Below are 22,900 nucleotides of genomic sequence, written 5' to 3'. Positions count from 1 at the left end.
ACGCGGAAACCGTCGTGATCGTGCCGGGCTACGGTCTGGCCGTCGCACGCGCGCAGCATGCGTTGAAAGAACTCACCGATCTGCTGATCGAGAAGGGCGGGCCGCCGCGACGCCCGCCAGTCCGATCTCCGCGATGCCGCGCGCGCCGAGTTCGTTGAACACGGTGTCGGGATGATCGAGGAACGTCACGTCGAGTTCAGGCGCGTCGGCATGCGACGGCACGATGTAGTCGGCGAGATTGCTGTTGATGGGGGCGCCGTTTTGCGGGTCGTACATGGTGTGCTCGAAGAGCGCCATGCCGACGCCCATCACCACGGCGCCCTCGATCTGATTGCGCCCGGCGCGCGGATTCAGTATTCGCCCCGCGTCGATCACCGTCACCACGCGGCTCACGCGTAGCCGCGCGATTTCCGGCTGCCACGTCACCTCGGCGAAATGCGCGCCATACGAGTAGATCGAATAGTGCTTTTTCAACGGATCGTCGAAGCCGCCCTGCGCGCTGCCTTTGCCTGACGCCGCGTGCATGCGCGCGGCCTGCAGGATCTCGCCGAACGGCACGCCCGTGTGCGCCGCCTCCGACTTGCGATGCACGCGGCCCGCGCTGAACGCGAGCGCGTCCTTGTCCATGCCGCTGAACGGCGATTCGCTTATCGCGACGGCCTTCGTCAGCACGATGTCGGTCGCCGCGCGCGCCGCCTGAAGCACGGCGGGGATCACGGAAGCCGTCGCCGCCGAGCCGCCTGAAATGGGTCCGGGCGGCAGCATCGTGTCGCCCAGCGCGACTTCGATCTGGTCGAGCGCAATACCCGTGTGGCCCGCGACCAGTTGCGCAAGCACCGTGTACGTGCCCGTGCCGATGTCCTGCGTGCCGCACACCACACGCGCCGTGCCGTCCGCGCGCAGATCGACGCTCGCTTGCGCCGAAAAGCGCAGCCCCGGCCAGCCGCACGCGCCGACGCCCCAGCCGAGCGTCAAGCCGTCGCGCGTCATCGAGCCGGTCTGCGGCGTGCGTTCCGACCAGCCGAACTTCTGCGCACCCGTTTGCAGGCACTCGACCAGATGCCGCGACGAAAACGGCAAGCCCGTCGATTCGTCGACCTTTGGTTCGTTCATCAAGCGGAACGCGACGGGATCGATGTCGAGGTTGCGCGCCATCTCGTTCATCGCCGACTCGAGCGCGTAGAGCCCGGGCACGGCGCCCGGCCCGCGCATCGCCGTCGGCGAGCCGACGTTGCGCCGCGCGAGCGCCGAAGTGACGCGCAGATTCGGCACGCTGTACAGAAACGGCGTGATCTCGCCGCAGCTCTCTTCGTAATCGTCGGCGATCGCCGTGTGGTTGACGTAGTCGTGGCGGATCGACGTGAGCTTGCCGCTGCGATCGGCGGAAAGGCGCATGCGCTGCTGCGTGGTGGGACGATGGCCGACGTTCTGGAACATCATCTTGCGGCTCACGACCAGCTTCACGGGCTGCCCAGCATGCCGCGACGCAGCCGCCGCGAGCAGCGAATGCGGCCACATCCAGAGCTTGCCGCCGAAGCCCGAGCCCAGATAGCGCGAGATCACGCGCACTTTCTCCTTCGGCAAGCCGAGCATCTGCATCAGCGTGCCTTGATGGTTCGACACGGCCTGGGTCGTTTCGTAGAACGTGTAGCCGTCGCCGTCCCAATCCGCGATGGTCGCGTGCAGCTCGATCGGGTTGTGCGTTTCGGCGGGCGTCACATAGGTTTCGTCGAGCTTCACTTCGCTGCGCTCGTAGGCTGCCGCCGCGTCGCCGCGCTCGCTCGCGACTTTCGGCTCGCCGCTTGCCTGCAGTTCGTCGCTGACATCATGCGGCGCGACCTCATAGCCGACTTTCACGGCCGCCGCGGCGGCGCTCGCCGCCTCGAACGTCTCGGCGACCACTGCGGCCACGTACTGGCCGTAATAGCGGATCACATCGTCTTCGAACGGCGGACGGGCTTCGTCGACGAAGCCCGTCTCCATCGAATTGCCCGAGATCCGGTAGAAGCGGCCGATGTTGCCGCGGTGCAGGACCATGCGCACGCCGGGCATGGCCTGCGCGGCGGCGAATTCAAGCGACGTCACACGACCGCTCGCGATCGTCGCGCACACGGGCACCGCGTAGAGCATGTCGGGCAGATCGACGTCGGACGTATAGACGGCGCGCCCGCTCACCTTCAGCGGGCCGTCGATGCGCGACTGCGGCTGCCCGACGACGGACAGCAGGGAATCGGACACAGTGGACATGAAAGAAGTCCTCATGAAGAGTCAGACGGACTGCGTGACTTTTATCAATGCATGTATCAGGCAGCGTCTTGATAGTTCGATCTTGAAGCCGTTCTGGCTAGACGCCTTCGCACCGGCAAGCGCGGCATCGGCGGCGCGCGCGAAGCTCGCCTCGTCGGGCGCGGCGCCCACGAGTTCCGCTTCCGCCTCGCGCGCATGCCACGGCTTCGTGCCGACGCCGCCCAGCGCGATGCCCGCGCGCGTGATGCGCCCGTCGGCCACGTTGACGACGACGGCCGCCGACGCAAGCGCGAACTCGTACGACGCCCGGTCGCGAGCTTCAGATACAGCGAGCGGCTGCCCGGAATGGGCGGCAGCGTGACGTGCGTGACGAGATCGCCGGGTTCGAGCACGGTCTCGCGCTGGGGCGTGTCGCCCGGCAGCAGGTAGAAATCGTCGATGGGCACGCTGCGCTCGCCCTTCGTCCCCTGAATCTGGATCGTCGCGCCGAGCGCCGCAAGCGCGACATTCATGTCGGACGGATTGGTCGCGATACATGCGTCGCTCGTGCCGAGTATCGCCATCGTCCGGTTGAAGCCGGTGATAGCGGAGCAGCCCGAGCCGGGCGCGCGCTTGTTGCACGGCATCGCGGTGTCGCGGAAGTAGACGCAGCGCGTGCGTTGCAGCAGGTTGCCCGCCGTGGTCGCCATGTTGCGCAGCTGCGCCGACGCGCCCGCGAGCAGCGCCTGCGACAGCACCGCGTACGGCTCGTGAATCAGCGGATGCAAGGCGAGATCGGCGTTGCGCACCGTCGCGCCGATGCGCACGCCGCCTTCGTCGGTGATTTCGACGTGATCGAGCGGCAGGCGGCTGATGTCGACCACGCGCGCGGGCGTCTCGACGTCGAGCTTCATCAGGTCCAGCAGCGTCGTGCCGCCCGCGAGAAAGCGCACCTGCGCACCCTGCTGCGCCGTCTGCGACGCGGCGCCCGCCATGACGGCGTCGCGCACGTCGTCGCGCGCGAGAGCTTGAACAGTTCCATGGCGGCCTCCCTAGCGCTTGCCGCGCACGGACTGGATGGCCGCCACGATGTTCTGGTAGGCGCCGCAGCGGCACAGATTGCCGCTCATCGCTTCGCGCACGTCGGCATCGTCGGGACCGACGGCTTCGTCGAGCAGCGCGAGCGCCGACATGATCTGGCCCGATGTGCAGTAGCCGCACTGATAGCCGTCGCATTCGACGAACGCGGCCTGCATGGGATGCAGCGCGTCCGGCTCGCCGACGCCTTCGATGGTGGTGATCGTGTCGTCGGCGTGCGTGGCCGCGAGCGACAGGCACGCGTTCACGCGCCGGCCGTTCACATGCACCGTGCACGCGCCGCATTGACCGTGGTCGCAGCCTTTTTTCGTGCCCGTCAGATGCAGGTATTCGCGCAGCGCGTCGAGCAGCGTGGTGCGCGGGTCGAGCGCGAACGCGTAATGCTGGCCGTTCACGTTCAGCTCGACGGGAATCGTCACGCTCGACGCGGACTCGCCGTCCGGCTCGCGAGAACGGCTGGTCTGCGGTGCGGCTTCGTGGCGGGAAAGGGTATGAGGCATCGGGAAATCTCCATGCAGCAATCGGATGGGGACGATCGGGCGGAAGACAGTCGAATGCCAGATGGCGTGCGGCGCCGCAACGCGTTAGACGCGTTGCGGCAGCGTGGCGCGCCGATGGACAAGCGGAAAGTATAGGCGGCGATTGTCGGACGCGCTCGCGGCGTGAAATGCCAAGGTGCCCCCGTTCCGTGCGACGCGCGCCGCCCGTCTTCGTGCCTGAACGTCGAGCCGAAGTGTGGAGCAAGCGCGATACCTGCGGCCGCATCCGCCTTGCCAAAAAACAGCAAACAGCAGATCAGCCCTTGCGGCGCACGAATTCGTCAATTCATTCAGAATGATTTTCAATCTCAGGAGCGCCTATTGAAGAAGAATCGGACGAACAGCGGGCAGAACAAAGCGCGCCATCGCCTGAATGCTTTGTTGCGACCCGCGCTGCTCATGACGGCGACCTGTGCCGCGCTGTCGGCGAGACCGGCATCGGCGCAGGAAATCGGCCTGTACGGAGGCTGGCTCCGGGGCGCCGATACCAACACGTATTCATGGGCCATCGACTACACGGAAGGATTCGGCAGATACGTTGCCGGCAGCATCACGTGGCTCAACGAAGGCCACATTCCCGACCATCATCGCGACGGCCAGGCGATCCAGATCTGGGGGCGCCTGCCGCTGGCCGACAACCGTTTGGTCGTCGCGCTCGGCGCCGGACCTTACCGCTACTTCGACACAGAAGCTGCCGAGCAAGGCCTGGGCTATTCGAACACGCACGGCTGGGGCGGTCTGTTCAGCGCGCGGGCCACGTGGTACACGTCGCGCCGCTGGACGGCGAATCTGCAGTTGAACCGCGTGCAGGTCTCACGCGGACCGTCGACGACGGCCGTGCTGGTCGGCGTCGGCTATCAGCTCGACGCGCCCGACGAGCCCGGCCCGCGCGCGTTCGCGCTGCCGCGCATGCGCGACGTGACGGACAACGAAATCTCGCTGCTGGTGGGGCGCACGATTCTCAACAGCCTCGATTCGCAGACAGCGACGGCCGGGTCGATCGAATATCGCCGCGGGCTCACGCATTACCTCGACGCCACGCTCGGCTATCTGCATGAAGGCGGCGGGCTGGAAGCCCGCCGCGACGGCATGACCGCGCAACTGTGGCTCACGCGCGCGTTCCTCGACGATCGCCTGACCCTCGGCTTCGGCGCGGGCGCGTATGCCGCCATCCATCATGGCGACGACCCCGACGAGCGTCCGTCGGGCGACGGCGTGCTGTCGGGCCTCGTATCGATCTCAGCGTCGTATCGCTTCACGCCGCACTGGGCGGCGCGCGTCACGTGGAACCGCGTCGTGACGCGCTACAGCCGCGATACGGATGTGCTGCTCGGCGGTATCGGCTACCGCTTCTGATCTGTGCTTCTAATGCGGCTGCACACCGAGATCGGCCAACGGATGTGCCGCCTCGCGCCACGGCGACGCCAGGAAATGCCGTACGCGCTCGGGCCGCACCTCGGCGAGCGTCGCGGGCGCCCAGCGCGGCGTGCGATCCCTGTCGACGAGGTGCGCCCGCACGCCTTCGCTGAAGTCGCCCTCTTCGATTGCGCGCGTGACGATGCCCAACTCCATCCGGAAACATTCGGCGAGCGTCATCTGACGGCCGCGCAGCAGCGCTTCGCGCGTCACGTGCAGCATGGTCGGCGAGTGCGAGGTCATCGCGTCGTAGGTAGCCTGCAGCCATTGACGCATCTCGCGCGGATGCTCGCGCTCCAGATCCTGGCGCAGCGAAGCGACGATGCGCTCGATGCCCGAGCGCCGGTCGAAGTGACGCAGGATCGGCTGCATGAACGCCGCGAGGCCGGCATGCGGGACGATGTTGCACGGCGGCGCGAATACCGTGCGCAGCGCGCGCATCCATTCGTCGGCGCCCAGGCCGGTCGTATCGATACGCGAGAGCCGCTCCTCGAAGGTATCGAGCCATTCGGACGGCACGCAGAGATCGGCCAGTTTCAGCAGCAGCGCTTCCGCGCCCGTGAGGGTCGCGCCCGTCAGTCCGACGTACAGCTCGAGCTCGGCGGACATCGCGCCCAGAAAGCGCGTCGCGCCGACGTCGGGCAGAAAGCCGATGCGCGTCTCCGGCATCGCGATTTTCGTGCGCTCGGTAACGATGCGCAGCCGCGCCGCCTGACCGAGGCCCATGCCGCCGCCCATCGCGATGCCGTCGAGCAGCGCGACGATCGGTTTCGGAAATGTGTGCAGCGCGTAGTCGAGCCGGTATTCGTCGATAAAGAACTGCTGCCAGCCGCCGTCGTTGCGTTGCCGCATGGCGTACAGCGCGCGCACGTCGCCGCCCGCGCAGAAACCCTTCGGGCCCGCGCCGCGCAGCACGACGGCATCGATCTCGCTGTCGGTGCGGCAACGTTCGATCAGCGCGGCCAGCTCGCGCACCATCTCATGCGACAGCGCGTTGAGCGCGGCGGGGCGATTCAGCGTGATGATCGCCACGCGATTGACGACGCGAAACAGCACTTCGCGCTCATCTGCCGTCTGCTGTGCGACGACGGCGCTCATCGCTGCGACTCCTGCGCCTGCGCGCCTTGCCAGTTCGGCGCGCGCTTTTCGAGGAACGCGTTGACGCCTTCGCGCTGGTCGGCGCCGTCGAACAGATCGACGAAGCGCTCGCGCTCGACGGCCAGTGCCGCCTTGCGCGGCACGCCGTCGCGCGCCTGCTGGATCAGCGCCTTGCTGAACGTGACAGCCTGCGGACTAAGCCCCGCGACGCGCGCCGCCATCTGCAGCGCGAACTGGCGCGCCGCGCCTTTCTCGACGACTTCCTCGACGAGACCGATGCGCAGCGCCGTCGCGGCATCGACGCGTTCGCCCGTCAGCACGATGCGCTTCGCCCAGCCTTCGCCGACGAGCCACGGCAGCGTCTGCGTGCCGCAGCCGCACGGCAGCAGGCCGACGGCCGTTTCCGGCAGCGCCATTACGGCGTGCTGCTCGGCGATGCGGATATCGCACGCGAGCGCGCATTCGAGTCCGCCGCCCATCGCATAGCCGTTGATCGCGGCGATCACGACGGGACGCGCGTTCTGCACCGCCTCGAACGCTGCGCCGAAGCGCGCGGCCGCGACGCGCGCGACTTCCCGGTTGCCGTCGGCGAACGTGTTGAGGTCGGCGCCCGCGCTGAAGAACTTCGGGCCGTCGCCTGTGATGACGATTGCGCGCACTTGCGCTTCGCCGTTCAGACGTTCGATGCTCTGCTGCAACTGCAACAGTCCTTCGGGCGTGAACGCGTTGGCGGGCGGTCGCTTGAGCGTCAGCAGCGCGACGCTGCCCGCATGGGCGTATTCGAGTTCGATCATCAGGTGTTTCCTTCCTTGCGATAGAGCTTGATGACGGCGGAAAAGTCGAGTCTGCCCGCGCCTTTCGTGCTCATCGTCTGATAGAGCTGCTGCGCGAGCGCGCCGAGATAGACGGGTTGACGCGCGTGCTTCGCGGCGTCGGTGGCGAGACCGAGGTCTTTGAGCATGAGGTCGGTGCCGAAGCCGCCCGTGTAGCCGCGCGTCGACGGTGCCATTTCGATCACGCCTGGAAACGGGTTATAGGTGTCCGAACTCCAGCAGCGTCCCGTCGACGTATTGATGATGCCGCCGAGCACTGCCGGATCGATGCCGAGCGCTTCGCCGAGCGCCATGGCTTCGGAGACACCTGCCATCGTGATGCCGAGCACGAGGTTGTTGCAGATCTTCGCGACCTGTCCTGTCGACGTGTCGCCGCAATGGACGATGTTCTTGCCCATTGCCGAGAGGACGGGTTTGACGTGTTCGTAGGCTTCCTTGCTGCCGCCCACCATGAAGGTCAGCGTGCCCGCTGCGGCGCCGCCTGTGCCGCCCGATACAGGCGCATCGACGAAGGCATTGCCGTTCTGGTTCGCCAGTTCGGCGAAGGCTTTGACGCTGGCGGGGTCGATCGTGCTCGAATCGATGATCGTCACGTTCTTCTTCGCTGTGGCCGCGAAGATACCTTCTTCTCCCGTTAGCACCGCTTTGACGTGCGCAGCCGCCGGGAGCATCGTGATCACGAAGTCTGCGTCTTGCGCTGCTGCCTTGGGCGATGGCGCTGTTTTTGCGCCTGCGGCGGCGAGTGTCTGCATCGCTTCTGCGCTGACGTCATATGCCGTTAGAGCATGCCCCGCCTTCACCAGGTTGTGCGCCATCGGCGCGCCCATGTTGCCCAGTCCTATGAAGCCGATTTTCATTTGCTGTGTCTCCAAGTCGGTTTGCTTCTTACGGCGCTGGCATTCGCGTTGCGCCTTCGCGGCGCAGGCGTTGCCATTGTGTGTTGCCCCCTTTGCGCGGGCATCCGCGTTAGCGCCTCGCGGCGCGGGCGTTGCCGTTGTGTCCTTGCCCTGTTCGCTGGCATCGCGATAGCGCCTTCGCGGCGCGGGCGTTGCCGGTGTCTGTTGCCCTCTGTGCGGGCATCCGCGATGGCGCCTCGCGGCGCGGGCGTTGCCCCTGTGCGGGGCGGCACCTACTTTTCTTTGCAGCGGCAAAGAAAAGCAGGCAAAAGAAAGCCGCTCACACCGCCAGCCCTTGACACTCACCCACGGGCCCCCAACGTCCCCACACTTCATGCGGCAGCACGCCTGCTTGCACGCGTTGCCAACGCACTCGCAGGCGCCTGACCCGCGCCATGCACCAATACACCGGCATGCGGCGTTGGAAGTTCAACCGCCCCTTCCGGCATGGGAACGTTGGGGGCCCGTGGGCAAGTGCTGATGCTGCTTTCTTTTGCCTACTTTTCTTTGCAGCCGGCAAAGAAAAGTAGGTGCCGCCCCGCACAGGGGCAACGCTAGCGCCGCGAAGGCGCCATCGCGGATGCCCGCACAGAGGGCAACACACACCGGCAACGCCCGCGCCGCGAAGGCGCAACGCGGATGCGCACGCAAAGGGCAAACACACACCGGCAACGCCCGCGCCGCGAAGGCCCCCCAGCGTCGCAGACAACCCAAACACCCTACTTCAAGCTAATCGTGGTGTTCACACCATCACTAACGGCTGCATCGTCGAACCACCGCGCTGTCACCGTCTTTGTCTGCGTATAGAACTGCACGACCTGCTTGCCGTACGGCCCGAGATCCCCGAGCTTCGATCCCCTCGAACCCGTAAAGGAAAAGAACGGCACCGGCACGGGAATCGGGATGTTGATCCCCACCTGTCCAATGTCGATCTCGCTCTGGAACTTGCGCGCGGCCGCCCCGCTCTGCGTGAAGAGTCCCACGCCATTGCCCATCGGATTGGCATTCACGAGCGCAATCGCATCGTCCAGCGTCGGCACCGTCATCACGCACAACACCGGCCCGAAAATCTCCGTCTTGTAGACGTCCATCTCGGGGGTGACGTCGCTGAAAATCGTCGGGCCGACGAAGTTGCCGTCCTCATAGCCCGCCACCTTCACGTTTCGGCCGTCGAGCACCAGCTTCGCGCCTTCCTTCACGCCCGTTTCGATCAAACCGGTAATGCGCGCCTTCGCGGCACGCGAGACGACAGGCCCGACGTCCGTGTTCGGCTCGTGGCCCGCATTCACCTTCAGCGTCTTCGCCTTCTCGACGAGTGCCGGCAGCCAGTCCTTCGACGCCCCCACCAGCACCACCACCGACGTCGCCATGCAACGCTGCCCCGCCGCGCCAAAGCCCGCGCCAGCCAGTGCATTCAGCGTCTGCTCGCGGTTCGCGTCGGGCAGCACGACGGCGTGGTTCTTCGCGCCCATCATCGATTGCACGCGCTTGCCGTGCTGGCTGCCCAGGTTGTACACATGCGTGCCCACCGCCGTCGAGCCGACGAACGAAATCGCCTTCACGAGTTCATGTGTACACAGCGCATCGACGACTTGCTTGCCGCCGTGCACGACGTTCAGCACGCCCTTCGGCACGCCTGCTTCGAGGGCGAGCTCGACCAGTTGCATCGTCGACAGCGGGTCCTGTTCCGAAGGCTTCAGCACGAACGTGTTGCCGCACACGATCGCCATCGGAAACATCCACAGCGGAATCATCGCGGGAAAGTTGAACGGCGTGATGCCCGCGCACACGCCAATCGGCTGGCGCAGCGTGTACGTGTCGACGCTGCCCGCAACGTTCTCCGCGAACTCGCCCTGCTGCAGCGTGCCGATCGAACACGCATGCTCGACCACTTCGAGGCCGCGGAAAATGTCGCCTTCGGCATCGGGCAGCGTCTTGCCCTGTTCGGCCGTCAGCGTCTTCGCGATGCGCGGCATGTGCTCGCGAATCAGCGCCTGGTACTTCAGCATGATGCGCATGCGCGCGCCGATCGGCGTGTTCTTCCATGTCGCGAACGCGGCGTGCGCGGCACGGATCGCGGCGTCCACTTCCTGTTTCGTCGCGAACGGCACGCGTGCGAGCACGTCTTGCGTGGCCGGGTTCACGATGTCGCGCCACTCGGTCGCCGCTGATTCGACGAACTCGCCGTTGATCAGCAGCTTGACGGTCTCGACCTTCTGACCCGTGACGGACGTTGGAATTGCGCTCATGCTGAATATCTCCTGTTGACTATCGATAGCCGCCGTATGTGGCCAATGAGAGGCTGCTCAGTTGCCGTTGCCATTGCGAAGCTCGGGAAAGTCCTCTTCCCAATACTCGTCCGGCAAGCGCGCGGGTTGATCCGTGCGCTCCATTTCGCGCCGCCGCAATTCGACACGGCGGATCTTGCCGGAAATCGTCTTCGGCAACTCGCTGAATTGCAGGCGGCGAATGCGCTTGTACGGCGCGAGCTTTTCGCGCGAAAAGCGGAACACGTCGCGCGCGAGCTCGGGCCCAGCTTCGAAACCATGTCGCACGGTGACGAACGCCTTCGGCACGGAAAGACGCAGCGGATCGTTGCTCGGCACCACGGCCGCTTCGGCGATCGCTTCGTGCTCGATCAGCACGCTTTCCAGTTCGAACGGACTGAGCCGGTAATCCGACGACTTGAACACGTCGTCCGAACGGCCCACGTAGACGAGATAACCGTCGTCGCGGCGCAGCGCGACATCGGACGTGTGGTAGTAGCCGTTGCGCATCGCGTGCTCGGTGGCCTTCGCGTTGTTCGCGTAGCCCGTCATCAAACCGAGGGGACGATCGGCGAGCGGCAGCGCGATCTCGCCTTCCGTCACGGGATGGTCGTCGGCATCGACGAGTTCGACGCGATAGCCGGGCAACGGACGCCCCATCGAGCCGGGCACGACGGGCTGCCCCGGCGGATTGCCGATCTGGCAGGTCGTTTCCGTTTGCCCGTAGCCGTCGCGGATCGTGATGTTCCAGGCGTGCCGCACGCGCTCGATGATCTCCGGATTCAACGGCTCGCCCGCGCCGACGATCTCGCGCAGCTTCACGGGATACGACGCGAGCGGCTCCTGCACGAGCATGCGCCAGACCGTGGGCGGCGCGCACAGCGTGGTGACGTTGCAGCGCACCAGCACGTCGAGCGTGTCCTTCGGCACGAAGCGCGCGAAGTTGTAGACGAACACGCACGCCTGCGCATTCCACGGCGCGAAGAAGCAGCTCCATGCATGCTTGGCCCAGCCCGGTGAGCTGATGTTCCAGTGGATGTCGCCCGGTTGCAGACCGATCCAGTACATCGTCGACAGATGGCCGACGGGATAGCTCTGATGCGTGTGCTCGACGAGTTTCGGCTTCGACGTGGTGCCCGACGTGAAATAGAGCAGCATGGGATCGGTGGCATGCGTCGGGGCATCGGGTGCGAACGCGGCAGGCGCGTCATACGCGGCGGCGATGTCCGTCCAGCCTTCGCGCGGCGCGCCGACGCAGATGCGTTTGAGCGGCACGTCCAGCGCGTCGAACTTGCCCGTCTCCGCGCTGTCGACGATCACGAAGTTCGCCCCGCCGATCTGCACGCGATCACGCACGTCGTCGGGCGACAGTTGCGTGGTGGCGGGCAGCACGATCGCGCCGAGCTTCATCGCGGCGAGCATCACGTCCCACAGTTCGACGCGGTTCGGCAGCATCAGCAGCAGCTTGTCGCCGCGTCCCACGCCTAGCCCGCGCAGAAAGTTCGCCATGCGCGACGAGCGCTCGGACATCTGCGCGTACGACAGCTTCAGCCCTTCGGAAGCGGGATCGTCGACGATCCATAGCGCGGGCTGGTCATTGTTCTTCGCGACGACATCGAAGTAATCGAGCGCCCAGTTGAACGCGCCGAGTGGCGGCCATCTGAACTCGCCATAGGCGCGCTCGTAGTCGGTGCGGTGGCGCAACAACAGGTCGCGCGCATCGAAAAAGCCTTGGGCTGCCGTCATCGTCGTCTCCTGTGTCGTATGGCGCTGCTCGCGCTCTGTTGGCCGGTTATTCTGCGCTCAAACGTGCCGCGCGATAACCATTCTTTGTACTTCGCTCGTGCCTTCGTAAATCTGCGTGATGCGCGCATCGCGGTAGTGCCGCTCGACGGCGTAATCCTCCAGATAGCCGTAGCCGCCGTGAATCTGGATCGCCTTCGAGCAGACCTGTTCGGCCACCTCGGACGCATACAGCTTGGCCTGCGACGCCTCCGACAGGCACGGCCGCCCCGCGCTGCGCAGCCGCGCTGCGTGATGCACGAGCAGGCGCGCGGCGTTCAGGCGCGTCGCCATGTCGGCCAGCATGTTGGCGATGGCCTGATGCTCCTTCAGCGCCTTGCCGAACTGGATGCGCTCGTTCGCATAGCTGCGGGCGGCATCGAACGCCGCGCGCGCAATGCCGACCGCCTGTGCCGCGATGCCGATGCGCCCGCCTTCCAGATTCGACAGCGCGATGCGCAGGCCCTCGCCGCGCGCGCCAAGCAGGTTCGCTTCGGGCACGGCGCAGTCGTCGAGCGAGATCGGGCAGGTGTCGGACGCGCGAATGCCGAGCTTGTTCTCCGGACGGCCGACATTGAAGCCCGGCGTATCCGTCGGCACGATGAACGCGGAGATGCCGCGCTTGCCCGCATCGGGATCGGTGACGGCGAACACGATGGCGAGGCTCGCGCGCGCACCGTTCGTCACGAACTGCTTGCTGCCGTTGAGCACCCATTCGCCCGACGCCTCGCCGCCGCGCAGCACGGCGCGCGTGCGAATGTTGTTCGCCTCGCTGCCCGCGTGCGGCTCCGTCAGGCAGAACGCGCCGATGCGCTTGCCCGTCGCCAGATCGGCGAGATAGCGGTCTTTCTGCGCGTCGGTGCCGAAGTTCAGGATCGGCCCGCAGCCGACGGAGTTGTGCACGCTCATCATCGTCGCGCACGCCGCGCAGCCGGCGGCGATTTCTTCGAGAGCGAGCGCATACGCGACGTAGTCGGAATAGGAGCCGCCCCACTCCGGCGGCACGATCATGCCGAGAAAGCCGAGTTCGCCCATCTGTCTGACGACTTCATCGGGCAAGCGGCCTTCGCGGTCCCATTGCGCCGCGTTCGGCGCGAGGCATTCGAGCGAGAAATCTCGCGCCGCGTTGCGGATCATGCGTTGTTCGTCGGTGTAGAAGTCGTCCATGTGCGCCGCCTGTGTCTGCGTACTGCCTGTTCTGTATGCGCCTGCTGTATTGCCCATGAAGCGCGTTCGTCGTTGCGCCAAGTGTAGGCGGGGCGAAAGCGGGATTCGATGCCGGGTCCGATCAATCTGCGTGAGCGCATTTGCCATATATGGATATCGGCGCCCGTCTGGATGCGGCAAAATGGCGCCCATGCCGGGCGTTCATCGCGATTCACGTGAGCGCATTTGCCAGATATCGTGCAATGCAGTCTCCCGGCCACGCAGGGACCATGAACACCAGGGAACCTCCATCCGATGAAAGCCGAAAGAGGCACGATCTCGATGAGTCTCGTCGAAGAGACGCTGGCGCTCGCCCGCGCGCGCGGCGCCGACGTGCGCAATATCGTCGAGGCGGCGGGCATCGCGCCGCAGATGCTTGCCAGCGCGAAAAGCCGTGTGACGCCGGCGCAATACGGCGCGCTGTGGGCGGGCATCGCCCGCGCGCTCGACGACGAGTTCTTCGGCCAGGACTCGCACGCGATGAAAAGCGGCAGCTTCATCGCGATGACGCAGATGGCGCTGACGGCGCGCAACGGCGGCCAGGCGCTCGTGCGCGCCGTCGGCTTCATGCGGCTCGTGCTCGACGATCTGTCCGTGCAGATCGAGCGGCGCGACGACCGCGTGCGCCTCGCGTTCGTTCATCGCGACGGTGCGCGGCAGCCCGCCATGTTTGCTTACGCAACCTGGTTCATCCTCGTCTACGGACTGGTGTGCTGGCTGGTCGGGCGGCGCATTCCGCTTATCGAGGCGCGCTTTCGCTGCGACGAGCCGCCCGCCGCGCACGAGTACCGGCTGATGTTCTGCGACGAGATGTCGTTCGGGCATGACACGTCGTACGTCGATCTCGCGCCGGACTTCGTCGAGCTGCCCGTGGTGCAGACCACGAAGTCCGTCAAGCCGTTCCTGCGCGACGCGCCCGCGAGCTTCATCATCAAGTACCGCAATCCGGGTTCGCTGGCGGCGCGCGTGCGCAAGACGCTGCGCGCGCTGCCGATGTCCGCGTGGCCCGGCTCCGACGAGATCGCGCAACGCCTGAACGTCGCCGAGGCGACGATGCGCCGGCATCTGAAGCAGGAAGGCTATACGTACCAGTCGATCAAGGACGACCTGCGGCGCGACATCGCGATTGCGCAACTGCAGCGCGGCGGGCAGCCGATCGCCGAGATCGCCGCGACGCTGGGATTCGCCGAGCCGAGCGCGTTTCATCGCGCCTTTCGCAAGTGGACGGGGATGCGCCCGGCCGATTACCGTGCGGTGAACGCGCAGCCGGCAGGCGCGGGTATGTCCCGTCGCACGGACTCGGTAGATTCGGGCTAAGCTTAAGACAGGCCAGCTTATTCAGGCCAGACGCCGCCTGACGCAGACTCTCGCGTCGACGCGCGCCGGCCGTCGACGATGGGAACGTACCGGCTATTCCCGTTCCGGCAAACGGGTTCGGGCAGCGCGCCTACGCGGCGCGCATGCTTCGTGTCATGCATCGCGCGCGGCGCCCTCGCGGCAGCCCGCGCCTGGACGTCGTTGGCCTGCAGATCCCATTGCGTGCGTGGCATGCGGAGCATGCGCGCGCTGACGGGCGCCACGCGGTTCGCTTTATCGTTCGCTTCCTGGTTCGCTTCCTGGTTCGCATCGTCATTCGCATCGTCGCTCGCGCTCGCGTTGTGCGTTGCGATCTCGCTCGCTCCTGCCGCCGCTGCCGCGCCCGCCGCCATCGCGCCCGGCAGCGTGATCGTGATTCCCGTCGCTGGCGCGATCAGCCCCGCGAGCGCCGACTTCATCGTGCGCGGTCTCGCGCGCGCCGCCGACGACCACGCGCAACTCGCCGTCCTGCAACTCGACACGCCGGGCGGCCTCGACACGTCGATGCGGCAGATCATCAAGGCGATTCTCGCGTCGCCCGTGCCCGTGGCGACCTACATCGCGCCGGGCGGCGCGCGCGCCGCGAGCGCCGGCACCTACATCACCTACGCGAGCCATATCGCGGCGATGGCGCCGGGCACCAATCTCGGCGCGGCGTCGCCCGTGCAGCTGGGTATCGGCGGGCAGGACGCGCCCCATCCCGGCCAGCCGCCCGCGCTACCCGGCATGGCGCCTGCGTCGAACGCCGCCGCCTCGGGCGCCGCCGCGAAAGATGACGGCGCGTCTGCGCCGCTCGCGATGGACAGCCAGTCGACGGAGCTGCGCAAGCAGCTGCACGACGCGCAAGCCTACATTCGCGGCCTCGCGCAACTGCGCGGGCGCAACGTCGAGTGGGCCGAACGCGCGGTGCGCGAAGCCGTGAGCCTGTCCGCGCGCGACGCGCTCGACCAGAAAGTCGTCGATGTTGATCGCGCGCGATCTACCCGATCTGCTCAGGCAGGTGGACGGCCGCACCGTCGACACGGCGGCCGGCGCCAAGCGTCTCGCGACGGCGCATGCGCCCATCGTCACGCTCGAAGCGGACTGGCGCAGCCGCTTCCTCGCCGTCATCACCGATCCCAACGTGGCCTTGATCTTGCTGATGATCGGCATGTACGGCCTGTTCTTCGAGTTCGCGAATCCCGGCTTCGTACTGCCCGGCGTGGCAGGCGCGATCAGCTTGCTGCTGGGTCTGTTCGCGCTGCAGTTGCTGCCCGTCAACTACGTCGGGCTCGGTCTGATCTTTCTCGGTCTCGCGTTCCTGATCGCCGAGGCGTTCTTGCCGACCTTCGGCGCGCTCGGCTTCGGCGGCATCGTCGCGTTTGCGATCGGCGCGCTGATGCTGATCGACACCGACGTGCCCGGCTACGGCATTCCGCTGCCGATGATCGCCGCCGTCGTCGTGTTCAGTGCGCTCTTCATCTTCGGCGTGTCCGGCATGGTGCTGCGCTCGCGGCGGCGCCCCGTCGTGACGGGCGCCGAGGCGATGATCGGCAGCGTCGGCGTGGTGCTCGACGACGGCCTGCGCGCCGCCGATCCCGCCGACCCGGCCGATGCCACCGCCGTCACCGCCAATATGCCGGCGGACGCCCCGCGCGACAGCCTGTTGCACGGCGAGCCCGAGCGCGTCGGCTGGGCTCGCGTGCATGGCGAGCGCTGGCGCGTCTGCAGCGCGACGCCGCTGGCGGCGGGCCATACGGTGCGCGTCACGGGGCGGCGCGGCCTGATGCTGACCGTCGTCCCGATGATCGACGCGTCAACCGATGCGCCGCAACAGCACAAAACCGCATGACGCAGTGACCAAACAAGGAGAACGCACATGATCGGTTTCACATTCGGCTTCGGCAGCATTCTGATCCTGCTGGCAATCGTGCTGATCGCTTCGGCAGTGCGCGTGTTTCGCGAGTACGAGCGCGGCGTCGTGTTCATGCTCGGGCGCTTCTGGAAGGTCAAGGGTCCCGGGCTCGTGCTGATCATTCCCGTCGTGCAGCAGGTGGTGCGCATGGACTTGCGCACCGTCGTGTTCGACGTGCCGCCGCAGGACGTGATCACCCGCGACAACGTGTCCGTCAAGGTGAATGCCGTCGTGTACTTTCGCGTGGTCGATCCGGAGCGCGCGGTGATTCAGGTGGCGAAATATTTCGAGGCGACGAGCCAGCTGTCGCAAACCACCTTGCGCGCGGTGCTCGGCAAGCATGATCTCGACGAGTTGCTGTCCGAGCGCGAACAGCTCAATACCGACATCCAGCGCGTGCTCGATGCGCAAACGGACGCGTGGGGCATCAAGGTATCGAACGTCGAGATCAAGCACGTCGACATCAACGAGACGATGATCCGTGCGATTGCCCGTCAGGCGGAGGCCGAGCGCGAACGGCGCGCGAAGGTCATTCACGCCGAAGGCGAACTGCAGGCCTCGGAAAAACTGCTGCAGGCCGCGCAGATGCTCGCGCAACAACCGCAGGCGATGCAGCTGCGCTATCTGCAGACGCTCACGACCATCGCCGCCGACAAGAATTCGACCATCGTGTTTCCGCTGCCCGTCGATCTGCTCACGGCCGTGCTGGATCGCATGGGCAAGTCTTCGCAACATATGGGCTAAACGAAGCGTGGCCATCTGCATGAACCAGGCCTTCATTGCGCTCATTGATACAAAGTGAGCAACGCTTCATTTCACCTGCCAATCTTAATCATTGCGAATACAGAACCTAGAATAAAAGGGTCATCCTAACTTTCAGGGCTCTGCCATGAAACTGATTCCTCGTATGGTTCTTGGCGCGCTCATTGGCGCAGCAGCCATGTCTTCCGCGCTTGCGCAAACGGCCCGCGTCTACGATCAGAACACGCCCAAGACACGCGCCGAAGTAAAAGCCGATCTCGTGGAATGGCGTCAGGCGGGCTATGATCCCCTCGACTGGATCAACTATCCGTCCAACGCGATCGCAGCGGGCCGCATCGTCGCGCAACGGCGCGCGCAGGCTCAAGGCGTGCAGCAGTAAAGCCGACGTTTGTATCCGCGATGCGTGCTTTCCGCGCGCATCGCGTCGTGTGATCCCGCCGCTTCCCTTTCTCTCTTCTTCCCCTTTTCCCGATTCGCCTCGATCCGGCCCGACGCGCCGCGTCAGGTATCATCACGGCCCTTCACCCGCAGATAGCCGCTGATATCCGCCGATATCCCGCAGCAAGCGACGCGCATGGCGCGCCTGTGCTCCACCCGGGCGCAAGTGTTGCATCGGCTCAACGCGAGCGAGATGTAGTGGCGGCAAATGCGGAAATTCCGCACCAATCGTGATTAAATCCGCCCGTGGCGCGGCAAAGCGGCACACGACAAGCAGTGACCAACGACATTTCAAACGACGAGAGACTCGGCTCATGGACTCCGTAAAACGGTATTTCGGCTTTGACGAAGCAGGCACGACCCTGCGCGTGGAAGTGCTGGCAGGCATCACCACGTTCCTCACAATGGCCTACATCATCTTCGTCAATCCGGCGATTCTCGGCGATGCGGGCATGCCGAAAGAATCCGTGTTCGTCGCGACCTGCCTCGTTGCGGCGCTCGCGTCGCTGATCATGGGCCTGTGGGCGAACTATCCGATTGCGTGCGCGCCCGGCATGGGCCTGAACGCATACTTCGCGTACACCGTCGTCAAGGGCATGGGCTTTACGTGGCAGGCCGCGCTCGGCGCCGTGTTCATCTCCGGCTGCCTGTTCCTCATCGTCACGCTGTTCCGCGTGCGCGAAGTGATCGTCACGGGCATTCCGCATTCGATCCGTATCGCGATCACAGGCGGCATCGGCCTCTTTCTCGCCATCATTTCGCTGAAGACAGCGGGCATCGTGACAGGCAACCCGGCGACGCTCGTCACGCTCGGCAACCTGCACGATCCGCACGTCGTGCTGGCCATCATCGGCTTCTTCGCGATCGTCACACTGGACTTCCTGCGCGTGCGCGGCGCGATCCTGATCGGCATCGTCGGTGTGACGGTTCTCAGCTTCTTCTTCGGCGGCAACGAGTTTCGCGGCATCGTGTCCGCGCCGCCTTCGATCTCGCCGACGCTGTTCCACCTCGACGTCAAGGCTGCCCTGTCGACAGGCGTGGTCAACGTGATTCTCGTGTTCTTCCTTGTCGAACTGTTCGACGCGACGGGGACGCTGATGGGCGTCGCGAATCGCGCGGGCCTGCTCGTGCACGGCAAGATGCATCGTCTGAACCGCGCGCTGCTCGCGGACAGCACGGCGATTCTCGCGGGCTCGGTGCTGGGCACGTCGTCGACGACGGCGTATATCGAAAGCGCATCGGGGGTGCAGGCGGGCGGCCGCACGGGCGTGACGGCGATCACGGTCGCCGTGCTGTTCCTGATGGCGTTGTTCTTCGCACCGCTCGCGGGGGTCGTGCCCGGCTACGCGACGGCGCCGGCGCTGCTCTATGTGTCGTGCCTGATGCTGCGCGAAATGGCCGACCTGCCGTGGGACGACGCGACGGAAGTCGTGCCCGCCGCGCTCACCGCGTTGCTGATGCCGTTCACGTATTCGATCGCCAATGGCGTCGCATTCGGTTTTATTTCGTACGCGGGGCTCAAGCTGCTGACGGGCCGGGCGCGGCAGGTGAAGCTTGTCGTGTGGGTCATCGCGGCCGTGTTCCTGTTCCGCTTCTTCTATCTCGGCTCGGAATAACGCGCCGCGCGAAGCGCGCAGCAGGCATCGAACAAGAACGCGGCCCTCGAGGCCGCGTTGTCATTTGCACTTGTGGTTCATATGCAGATCGATGTGCGCTTGCAGCAGCCGCGATCGCGCACATGACAACGCCGCACGCGATCGATCACACATCGATCACGCATGATGAACGTGTGCAGATTGACTCAGTTGCGCCAGTTCGCTTCGTAGAAGCGGACGTAGCCGCTACGCAGCACGAGGCATTGCGCGCGCGTCTCCGACAGCAGGCGCCGCGTTGCCGCTTCGATCCGGTCCCGGTGATTCGAGAAGGCGCCCAGCATGTCTTCGATGCGCGGCGAGGCGGCGCCGAAGTGATCTTCGAGCGCCTCGGCGGTGATCATGCATTCCACCCGTTCTCCATCGACCATAGCCGGAAAAGCCAGAGTCAGCTCGCGCCCCGAATACTCGGGGGTCTCTTTCGGGAAAATGATCTGCATGGGAACACCTTGCTGGGACGACATCGCCGGGGAGGCCGCGCATGCCCCTGTTCACGCCTCCGTTATGGATCGCAGCGCGGGCTGTCGACTGCGCGCGCCCACCGTTATCGCGCGCGCCGCAGTTGATCTCAACACTGTAGACGACTTCCCGCGACCCGCAAGTTTTCTTTCGCCACACCCCAGCATGGTGCCGCCATGCACGCTCTGCTGGCATAGCAAAGCGCAACACATCGCGTTATGCGTGGCCCCAATTGCATGCGGCAGCGCAGCGTAGGACGCGCCTAAAACTGGCTCGGCAGATGATGAGCGTGATGCTTGTGCGATGCGGCATCGTCGGCGGGATGTGGGGGCCGCGTCCCGTCGGGAAGATCGCGCGGCCAGAGCGTGAGCATCGTCACGCACCCGGCGATGCCAATTGCGATCGCCACTACGCCCGCCCATATCTCGCGGTCCAGGTAGTACAGCGAACCGTGGATCGACAGACCGATGCCGCCGAGCGCGATAAACACCGAAAGCGTGGCGAGGACCACCCTCATTTCCATGCGCACCATGACGTTCTCCTCGAACTGGCGCTGGCCGGGGCAATCCGCTTGCGCGAGCCCCAGTGCGGCACGCGGCGCGAACGCATGCCTTCTACGATGATTGCACTTCTGCGCCAGAAGGCAAGCGGAACACGCGTCGCGCGTCCTCCTGTAAGATGGGCCGGATCAAACCCGCAAAGACGGGCGGCTCGCGGCCTCGCAGATGCCCGTGCGCATGCGCTGCTGCATCGCAATACGCCGCGACACGCGTTGCGCGTTTTGCGCGCACAAGGCTCTTCCCCGCCGAAGGCGCGCGCAAGCATTCCATCAGCGGAAAACAACAGCGGAGACAAGCAGTGACCCAACGTTTCGTCACGCCGTCCGTCACGGGCCGTGCCGACGCGCTCGCGCAGGCTCATGCGCGTTCGCGCGAATTCGGCCTGCGCGCGTCCGAGGCGCCCGACTTCCAACCGTTGCAGCCGCTCGCGCTGCGCGATCTCGTCGAACGCAACCGCTCGCTGTATGCGCATGCGTTGCCCGTGATGGAAACGCTGCACGCGCAGATCGTCGATACCGAAAGCATGGTGCTGCTCACCGACAGCAACGGCGTGATCCTGCACAGTCTCGGCGACAGCGATTTCGTCGAGAAAGCGAAGCGCGTCGCGCTGTGTCCGGGCGTGTCATGGTCGGAGGCGCATCGCGGCACGAACGCCGTCGGTACGGCGCTGGCCGAAGGCCAGCCGACCGTCGTCCACGGCAGCGAACATTTTCTGCAGGCCAATCGCGTGCTGACCTGCTCGTGTGCGCCCATCGCCGATCCGTTCGGCCGCACGATCGGCGCGCTCGACGTGAGCGGCGATCCGCGCGGCTTCCACAAGCACACGATGGCGCTCGTGCGCATGTCGGCGCTGATGATCGAGAACCAGCTGTTCGCCAACCAGTTCGGCGACGCCATGCGCGTGCGCTTTCATGCGCGCGGCGAATTCATCGGCACGCTGTTCGAAGGGCTGGCCGCGTTCGGCGACGACGGCCGGCTGCTCGCCGCGAACCGCAGCGCGCTATTCCAGTTCGAGCGGCCGCTCGACGCACTGCGCGCACAGCCGTTCGAGGCGCTTTTCGCCGTCGCGTTTCCCGCCGTGCTGCAGCAGGCGTCGCGCGCGCCAGGCGAATGCCTGACGCTCACGCTGCCAAGCGGCGTGCGCGTGCTGGCGCGCGCCGAATACGCGACGCGTCCCGCGTTTTCCGCCGATGCGCGCGGCCAGCGCGCGGCCATGCCGGTATCGGCACCCGCGCCGCGCAGGCCGCGCGCCGACCTCATTACCTTCGCCACGCTCGACACCGGCGACGCGCACATGGCCGCCGTGCTGAACCGCGTCGAGAAAGTGCGTGGCCGCGACGTGCCGTTGCTCGTGCTCGGCAAGACGGGCACCGGCAAGGAATGGCTCGCGCGCGCCATGCATGAAGAGTCGCCGCGGCGCGACGCGCCGTTCGTCGCCGTCAATTGCGCGTCGCTGCCCGACACGCTGATCGAGGCGGAGCTGTTCGGCTACGAGGACGGCGCGTTCACGGGCGCGCGCAAGCGCGGCAGCGCCGGCAAGATCGTGCAGGCCGACGGCGGCACGCTGTTTCTCGACGAAATCGGCGACATGCCGCTCGCTCAGCAGGTGCGCCTGATGCGCGTGCTGCAGGAACGCGCCGTCGTGCCGCTCGGCGGCACGCGCGCGGTGCCCGTCGATGTGCGCATCGTGTGCGCGACGCACCGCAACCTGCGCGCGATGATCGAACAAGGCACGTTCCGCGAGGATCTGTATTACCGGATCAATGGGCTCGTCGTCACGTTGCCCGCGCTGGCCGCGCGCACCGATCTGCCCGTGCTCGTCGAACGGATTCTGACCCGGCTGCGCAGCAGCGAACCGCGCGGCAGCGAAGCGGATAGCGAGCGGATGCCCGCGCGCGTGTCGGCGGCCGTGCTCGAATGCTTTGCACGCTGCCGCTGGCCCGGCAACCTGAGGCAGCTGGCCAATGTGCTGCGCACAGCGGGCATCATGGCCGAAGGCGCAGCGGAAATTGGCATCGAGCATCTGCCTGAAGATTTCCTGCACGACTGCGAGCCGCCGCAGGGCGAGCCAGCGCATGTCGAGCCGCTGCCCAGCGGGGCGCAACGCACGCTGTCCGCTGAAGCGCAGCGCTTGCCGTCTGTGGATGCGCATCCTGCGCCGTCCCAGCCCGCGCGCATGGAAGAACTTCAGGCGACGCTGATCGAGCAGACGCTCGCGCGCAACAACGGCAACGTCTCGGCCGCTGCGCGCGAACTGGGACTGGCGCGCAACACCGTGTATCGGTACATGCGCATGCGCGGGACGCGCTGACGCGTCCACGAAAGCGTGGGCCGCGACGGGTTTCGCGTCAGGCGCTGCATCGGGTGTTGCGTTAAGCTTCGCGTTCTCTCTACTACCGAGCCGGACCACGCATGGCT

Annotated in this window: 16 protein-coding genes and 3 pseudogenes; 8 read left to right on the top strand and 11 right to left on the bottom strand. The window is 66.0% G+C overall.

Annotated elements, in window-relative coordinates:
- Positions 1 to 98, top strand: a pseudogene (locus H3V53_RS10030) (NAD(P)(+) transhydrogenase (Re/Si-specific) subunit beta); the annotation flags it as partial.
- Here the strand turns inward: H3V53_RS10030 and H3V53_RS10025 are convergent.
- From H3V53_RS10025 to H3V53_RS10015, 3 genes and pseudogenes are all read right to left on the bottom strand, one after another.
- On the bottom strand, positions 73 to 2,247 hold the full coding sequence (locus H3V53_RS10025; protein WP_336597816.1) for a xanthine dehydrogenase family protein molybdopterin-binding subunit: 2,175 nt from the start codon (positions 2,245 to 2,247) through the stop codon (positions 73 to 75). The pseudogene H3V53_RS10030 and the gene H3V53_RS10025 overlap by 26 nt on opposite strands.
- A 21-nt stretch (positions 2,248 to 2,268) precedes the next feature.
- A pseudogene (locus tag H3V53_RS10020) lies at positions 2,269 to 3,268 on the bottom strand (FAD binding domain-containing protein).
- Positions 3,269 to 3,278: 10 nt separating this feature from the next.
- Entirely contained in the window at positions 3,279 to 3,824 is a 546-nt protein-coding gene (locus H3V53_RS10015; RefSeq protein WP_336597815.1) for a (2Fe-2S)-binding protein, read from the bottom strand.
- A gap of 438 nt (positions 3,825 to 4,262) precedes the next feature.
- Between H3V53_RS10015 and H3V53_RS10010 the strand changes: the two genes are divergently transcribed.
- A complete protein-coding gene (locus H3V53_RS10010; RefSeq protein ID WP_336597814.1) occupies positions 4,263 to 5,219 on the top strand; it encodes a hypothetical protein in 957 nt (318 codons plus the stop codon).
- Between the two features lie 9 nt (positions 5,220 to 5,228).
- On the opposite strand, the gene H3V53_RS10005 is transcribed toward H3V53_RS10010, so the two are convergent.
- The 6 genes from H3V53_RS10005 to H3V53_RS09980 form a co-directional block, all read right to left on the bottom strand.
- On the bottom strand, positions 5,229 to 6,377 hold the full coding sequence (locus tag H3V53_RS10005; protein ID WP_336597813.1) for an enoyl-CoA hydratase/isomerase family protein: 1,149 nt from the start codon (positions 6,375 to 6,377) through the stop codon (positions 5,229 to 5,231).
- Positions 6,374 to 7,171: an enoyl-CoA hydratase gene (locus tag H3V53_RS10000; protein WP_336597812.1), complete on the bottom strand. Its 798-nt coding sequence runs from the start codon at positions 7,169 to 7,171 to the stop codon at positions 6,374 to 6,376. The genes H3V53_RS10005 and H3V53_RS10000 overlap by 4 nt, the downstream gene beginning before the upstream one ends.
- A complete protein-coding gene (gene mmsB / locus H3V53_RS09995; protein ID WP_336597811.1) occupies positions 7,171 to 8,442 on the bottom strand; it encodes a 3-hydroxyisobutyrate dehydrogenase in 1,272 nt (423 codons plus the stop codon). Before mmsB ends, H3V53_RS10000 begins: the two co-directional genes overlap by 1 nt.
- Before the next feature lie 383 nt (positions 8,443 to 8,825).
- Positions 8,826 to 10,355 carry a CoA-acylating methylmalonate-semialdehyde dehydrogenase gene (locus tag H3V53_RS09990; RefSeq protein WP_336597810.1) on the bottom strand — a complete coding sequence of 510 codons (1,530 nt, stop codon included), beginning with the start codon at positions 10,353 to 10,355 and terminating at the stop codon, positions 8,826 to 8,828.
- A 57-nt stretch (positions 10,356 to 10,412) separates the two neighbouring features.
- Positions 10,413 to 12,119, bottom strand: coding sequence for an AMP-binding protein (locus H3V53_RS09985; RefSeq protein WP_336597809.1), 1,707 nt, complete (start codon positions 12,117 to 12,119; stop codon positions 10,413 to 10,415).
- Between the two features lie 57 nt (positions 12,120 to 12,176).
- Positions 12,177 to 13,322 carry an acyl-CoA dehydrogenase gene (locus tag H3V53_RS09980; RefSeq protein ID WP_336597808.1) on the bottom strand — a complete coding sequence of 382 codons (1,146 nt, stop codon included), beginning with the start codon at positions 13,320 to 13,322 and terminating at the stop codon, positions 12,177 to 12,179.
- Between the two features lie 294 nt (positions 13,323 to 13,616).
- Here H3V53_RS09980 and H3V53_RS09975 point away from each other — a divergent pair, with 294 nt between their 5' ends.
- From H3V53_RS09975 to H3V53_RS09955, 5 genes and pseudogenes are all read left to right on the top strand, one after another.
- Complete coding sequence (locus H3V53_RS09975; protein ID WP_336597807.1) at positions 13,617 to 14,678, top strand: AraC family transcriptional regulator; 1,062 nt, start codon at positions 13,617 to 13,619, stop codon at positions 14,676 to 14,678.
- Between the two features lie 78 nt (positions 14,679 to 14,756).
- Positions 14,757 to 16,548: pseudogene (locus tag H3V53_RS09970) on the top strand (NfeD family protein).
- 27 nt (positions 16,549 to 16,575) lie between these two features.
- Positions 16,576 to 17,355, top strand: a complete 780-nt coding sequence (locus H3V53_RS09965; RefSeq protein ID WP_054927027.1) for an SPFH domain-containing protein — start codon at positions 16,576 to 16,578, stop codon at positions 17,353 to 17,355.
- A 145-nt stretch (positions 17,356 to 17,500) separates the two neighbouring features.
- Complete coding sequence (locus H3V53_RS09960) at positions 17,501 to 17,752, top strand: DUF4148 domain-containing protein (protein WP_054927026.1); 252 nt, start codon at positions 17,501 to 17,503, stop codon at positions 17,750 to 17,752.
- 373 nt (positions 17,753 to 18,125) lie between these two features.
- The gene (locus H3V53_RS09955; protein ID WP_054927025.1) at positions 18,126 to 19,427 is read left to right on the top strand and encodes a solute carrier family 23 protein; all 1,302 of its coding nucleotides are present in this window, start codon (positions 18,126 to 18,128) and stop codon (positions 19,425 to 19,427) included.
- A 185-nt stretch (positions 19,428 to 19,612) separates the two neighbouring features.
- Here the strand turns inward: H3V53_RS09955 and H3V53_RS09950 are convergent, their stop codons facing one another.
- Together H3V53_RS09950 and H3V53_RS09945 are read right to left on the bottom strand one after the other, a co-directional pair.
- Entirely contained in the window at positions 19,613 to 19,903 is a 291-nt protein-coding gene (locus H3V53_RS09950; RefSeq protein ID WP_054927024.1) for a DUF1488 family protein, read from the bottom strand.
- A gap of 281 nt (positions 19,904 to 20,184) precedes the next feature.
- A complete protein-coding gene (locus tag H3V53_RS09945) occupies positions 20,185 to 20,454 on the bottom strand; it encodes a DUF2964 domain-containing protein (protein ID WP_336597806.1) in 270 nt (89 codons plus the stop codon).
- Positions 20,455 to 20,780: 326 nt separating this feature from the next.
- Between H3V53_RS09945 and H3V53_RS09940 the strand changes: the two genes are divergently transcribed.
- Complete coding sequence (locus H3V53_RS09940; RefSeq protein WP_336597805.1) at positions 20,781 to 22,793, top strand: sigma-54-dependent Fis family transcriptional regulator; 2,013 nt, start codon at positions 20,781 to 20,783, stop codon at positions 22,791 to 22,793.
- Positions 22,794 to 22,900 lie beyond the last annotated feature (107 nt).

Origin of the sequence: Paraburkholderia bengalensis (assembly GCF_037126505.1) — a bacterium.
GTDB classification, from domain to species: domain Bacteria; phylum Pseudomonadota; class Gammaproteobacteria; order Burkholderiales; family Burkholderiaceae; genus Paraburkholderia; species Paraburkholderia bengalensis.
Note: the sequence above shows the minus strand (reverse complement) of the source record. Positions and strands in the feature narration are given on the sequence as shown.

Bases quoted from the DNA above. Each gene is read 5' to 3' on its own strand.
- H3V53_RS10025 (WP_336597816.1), bottom strand. From the start codon at position 2,247: ATGTCCACTGTGTCCGATTCCCTGCTGTCCGTCGTCGGGCAGCCGCAG.
- H3V53_RS10015 (WP_336597815.1), bottom strand. From the start codon at position 3,824: ATGCCTCATACCCTTTCCCGCCACGAAGCCGCACCGCAGACCAGCCGT.
- H3V53_RS10010 (WP_336597814.1), top strand. From the start codon at position 4,263: ATGACGGCGACCTGTGCCGCGCTGTCGGCGAGACCGGCATCGGCGCAG.
- H3V53_RS10005 (WP_336597813.1), bottom strand. From the start codon at position 6,377: ATGAGCGCCGTCGTCGCACAGCAGACGGCAGATGAGCGCGAAGTGCTG.
- H3V53_RS10000 (WP_336597812.1), bottom strand. From the start codon at position 7,171: ATGATCGAACTCGAATACGCCCATGCGGGCAGCGTCGCGCTGCTGACG.
- mmsB (WP_336597811.1), bottom strand. From the start codon at position 8,442: ATGAAGTGTGGGGACGTTGGGGGCCCGTGGGTGAGTGTCAAGGGCTGG.
- H3V53_RS09990 (WP_336597810.1), bottom strand. From the start codon at position 10,355: ATGAGCGCAATTCCAACGTCCGTCACGGGTCAGAAGGTCGAGACCGTC.
- H3V53_RS09985 (WP_336597809.1), bottom strand. From the start codon at position 12,119: ATGACGGCAGCCCAAGGCTTTTTCGATGCGCGCGACCTGTTGTTGCGC.
- H3V53_RS09980 (WP_336597808.1), bottom strand. From the start codon at position 13,322: ATGGACGACTTCTACACCGACGAACAACGCATGATCCGCAACGCGGCG.
- H3V53_RS09975 (WP_336597807.1), top strand. From the start codon at position 13,617: ATGAAAGCCGAAAGAGGCACGATCTCGATGAGTCTCGTCGAAGAGACG.
- H3V53_RS09965 (WP_054927027.1), top strand. From the start codon at position 16,576: ATGATCGGTTTCACATTCGGCTTCGGCAGCATTCTGATCCTGCTGGCA.
- H3V53_RS09960 (WP_054927026.1), top strand. From the start codon at position 17,501: ATGAAACTGATTCCTCGTATGGTTCTTGGCGCGCTCATTGGCGCAGCA.
- H3V53_RS09955 (WP_054927025.1), top strand. From the start codon at position 18,126: ATGGACTCCGTAAAACGGTATTTCGGCTTTGACGAAGCAGGCACGACC.
- H3V53_RS09950 (WP_054927024.1), bottom strand. From the start codon at position 19,903: ATGCAGATCATTTTCCCGAAAGAGACCCCCGAGTATTCGGGGCGCGAG.
- H3V53_RS09945 (WP_336597806.1), bottom strand. From the start codon at position 20,454: ATGGTGCGCATGGAAATGAGGGTGGTCCTCGCCACGCTTTCGGTGTTT.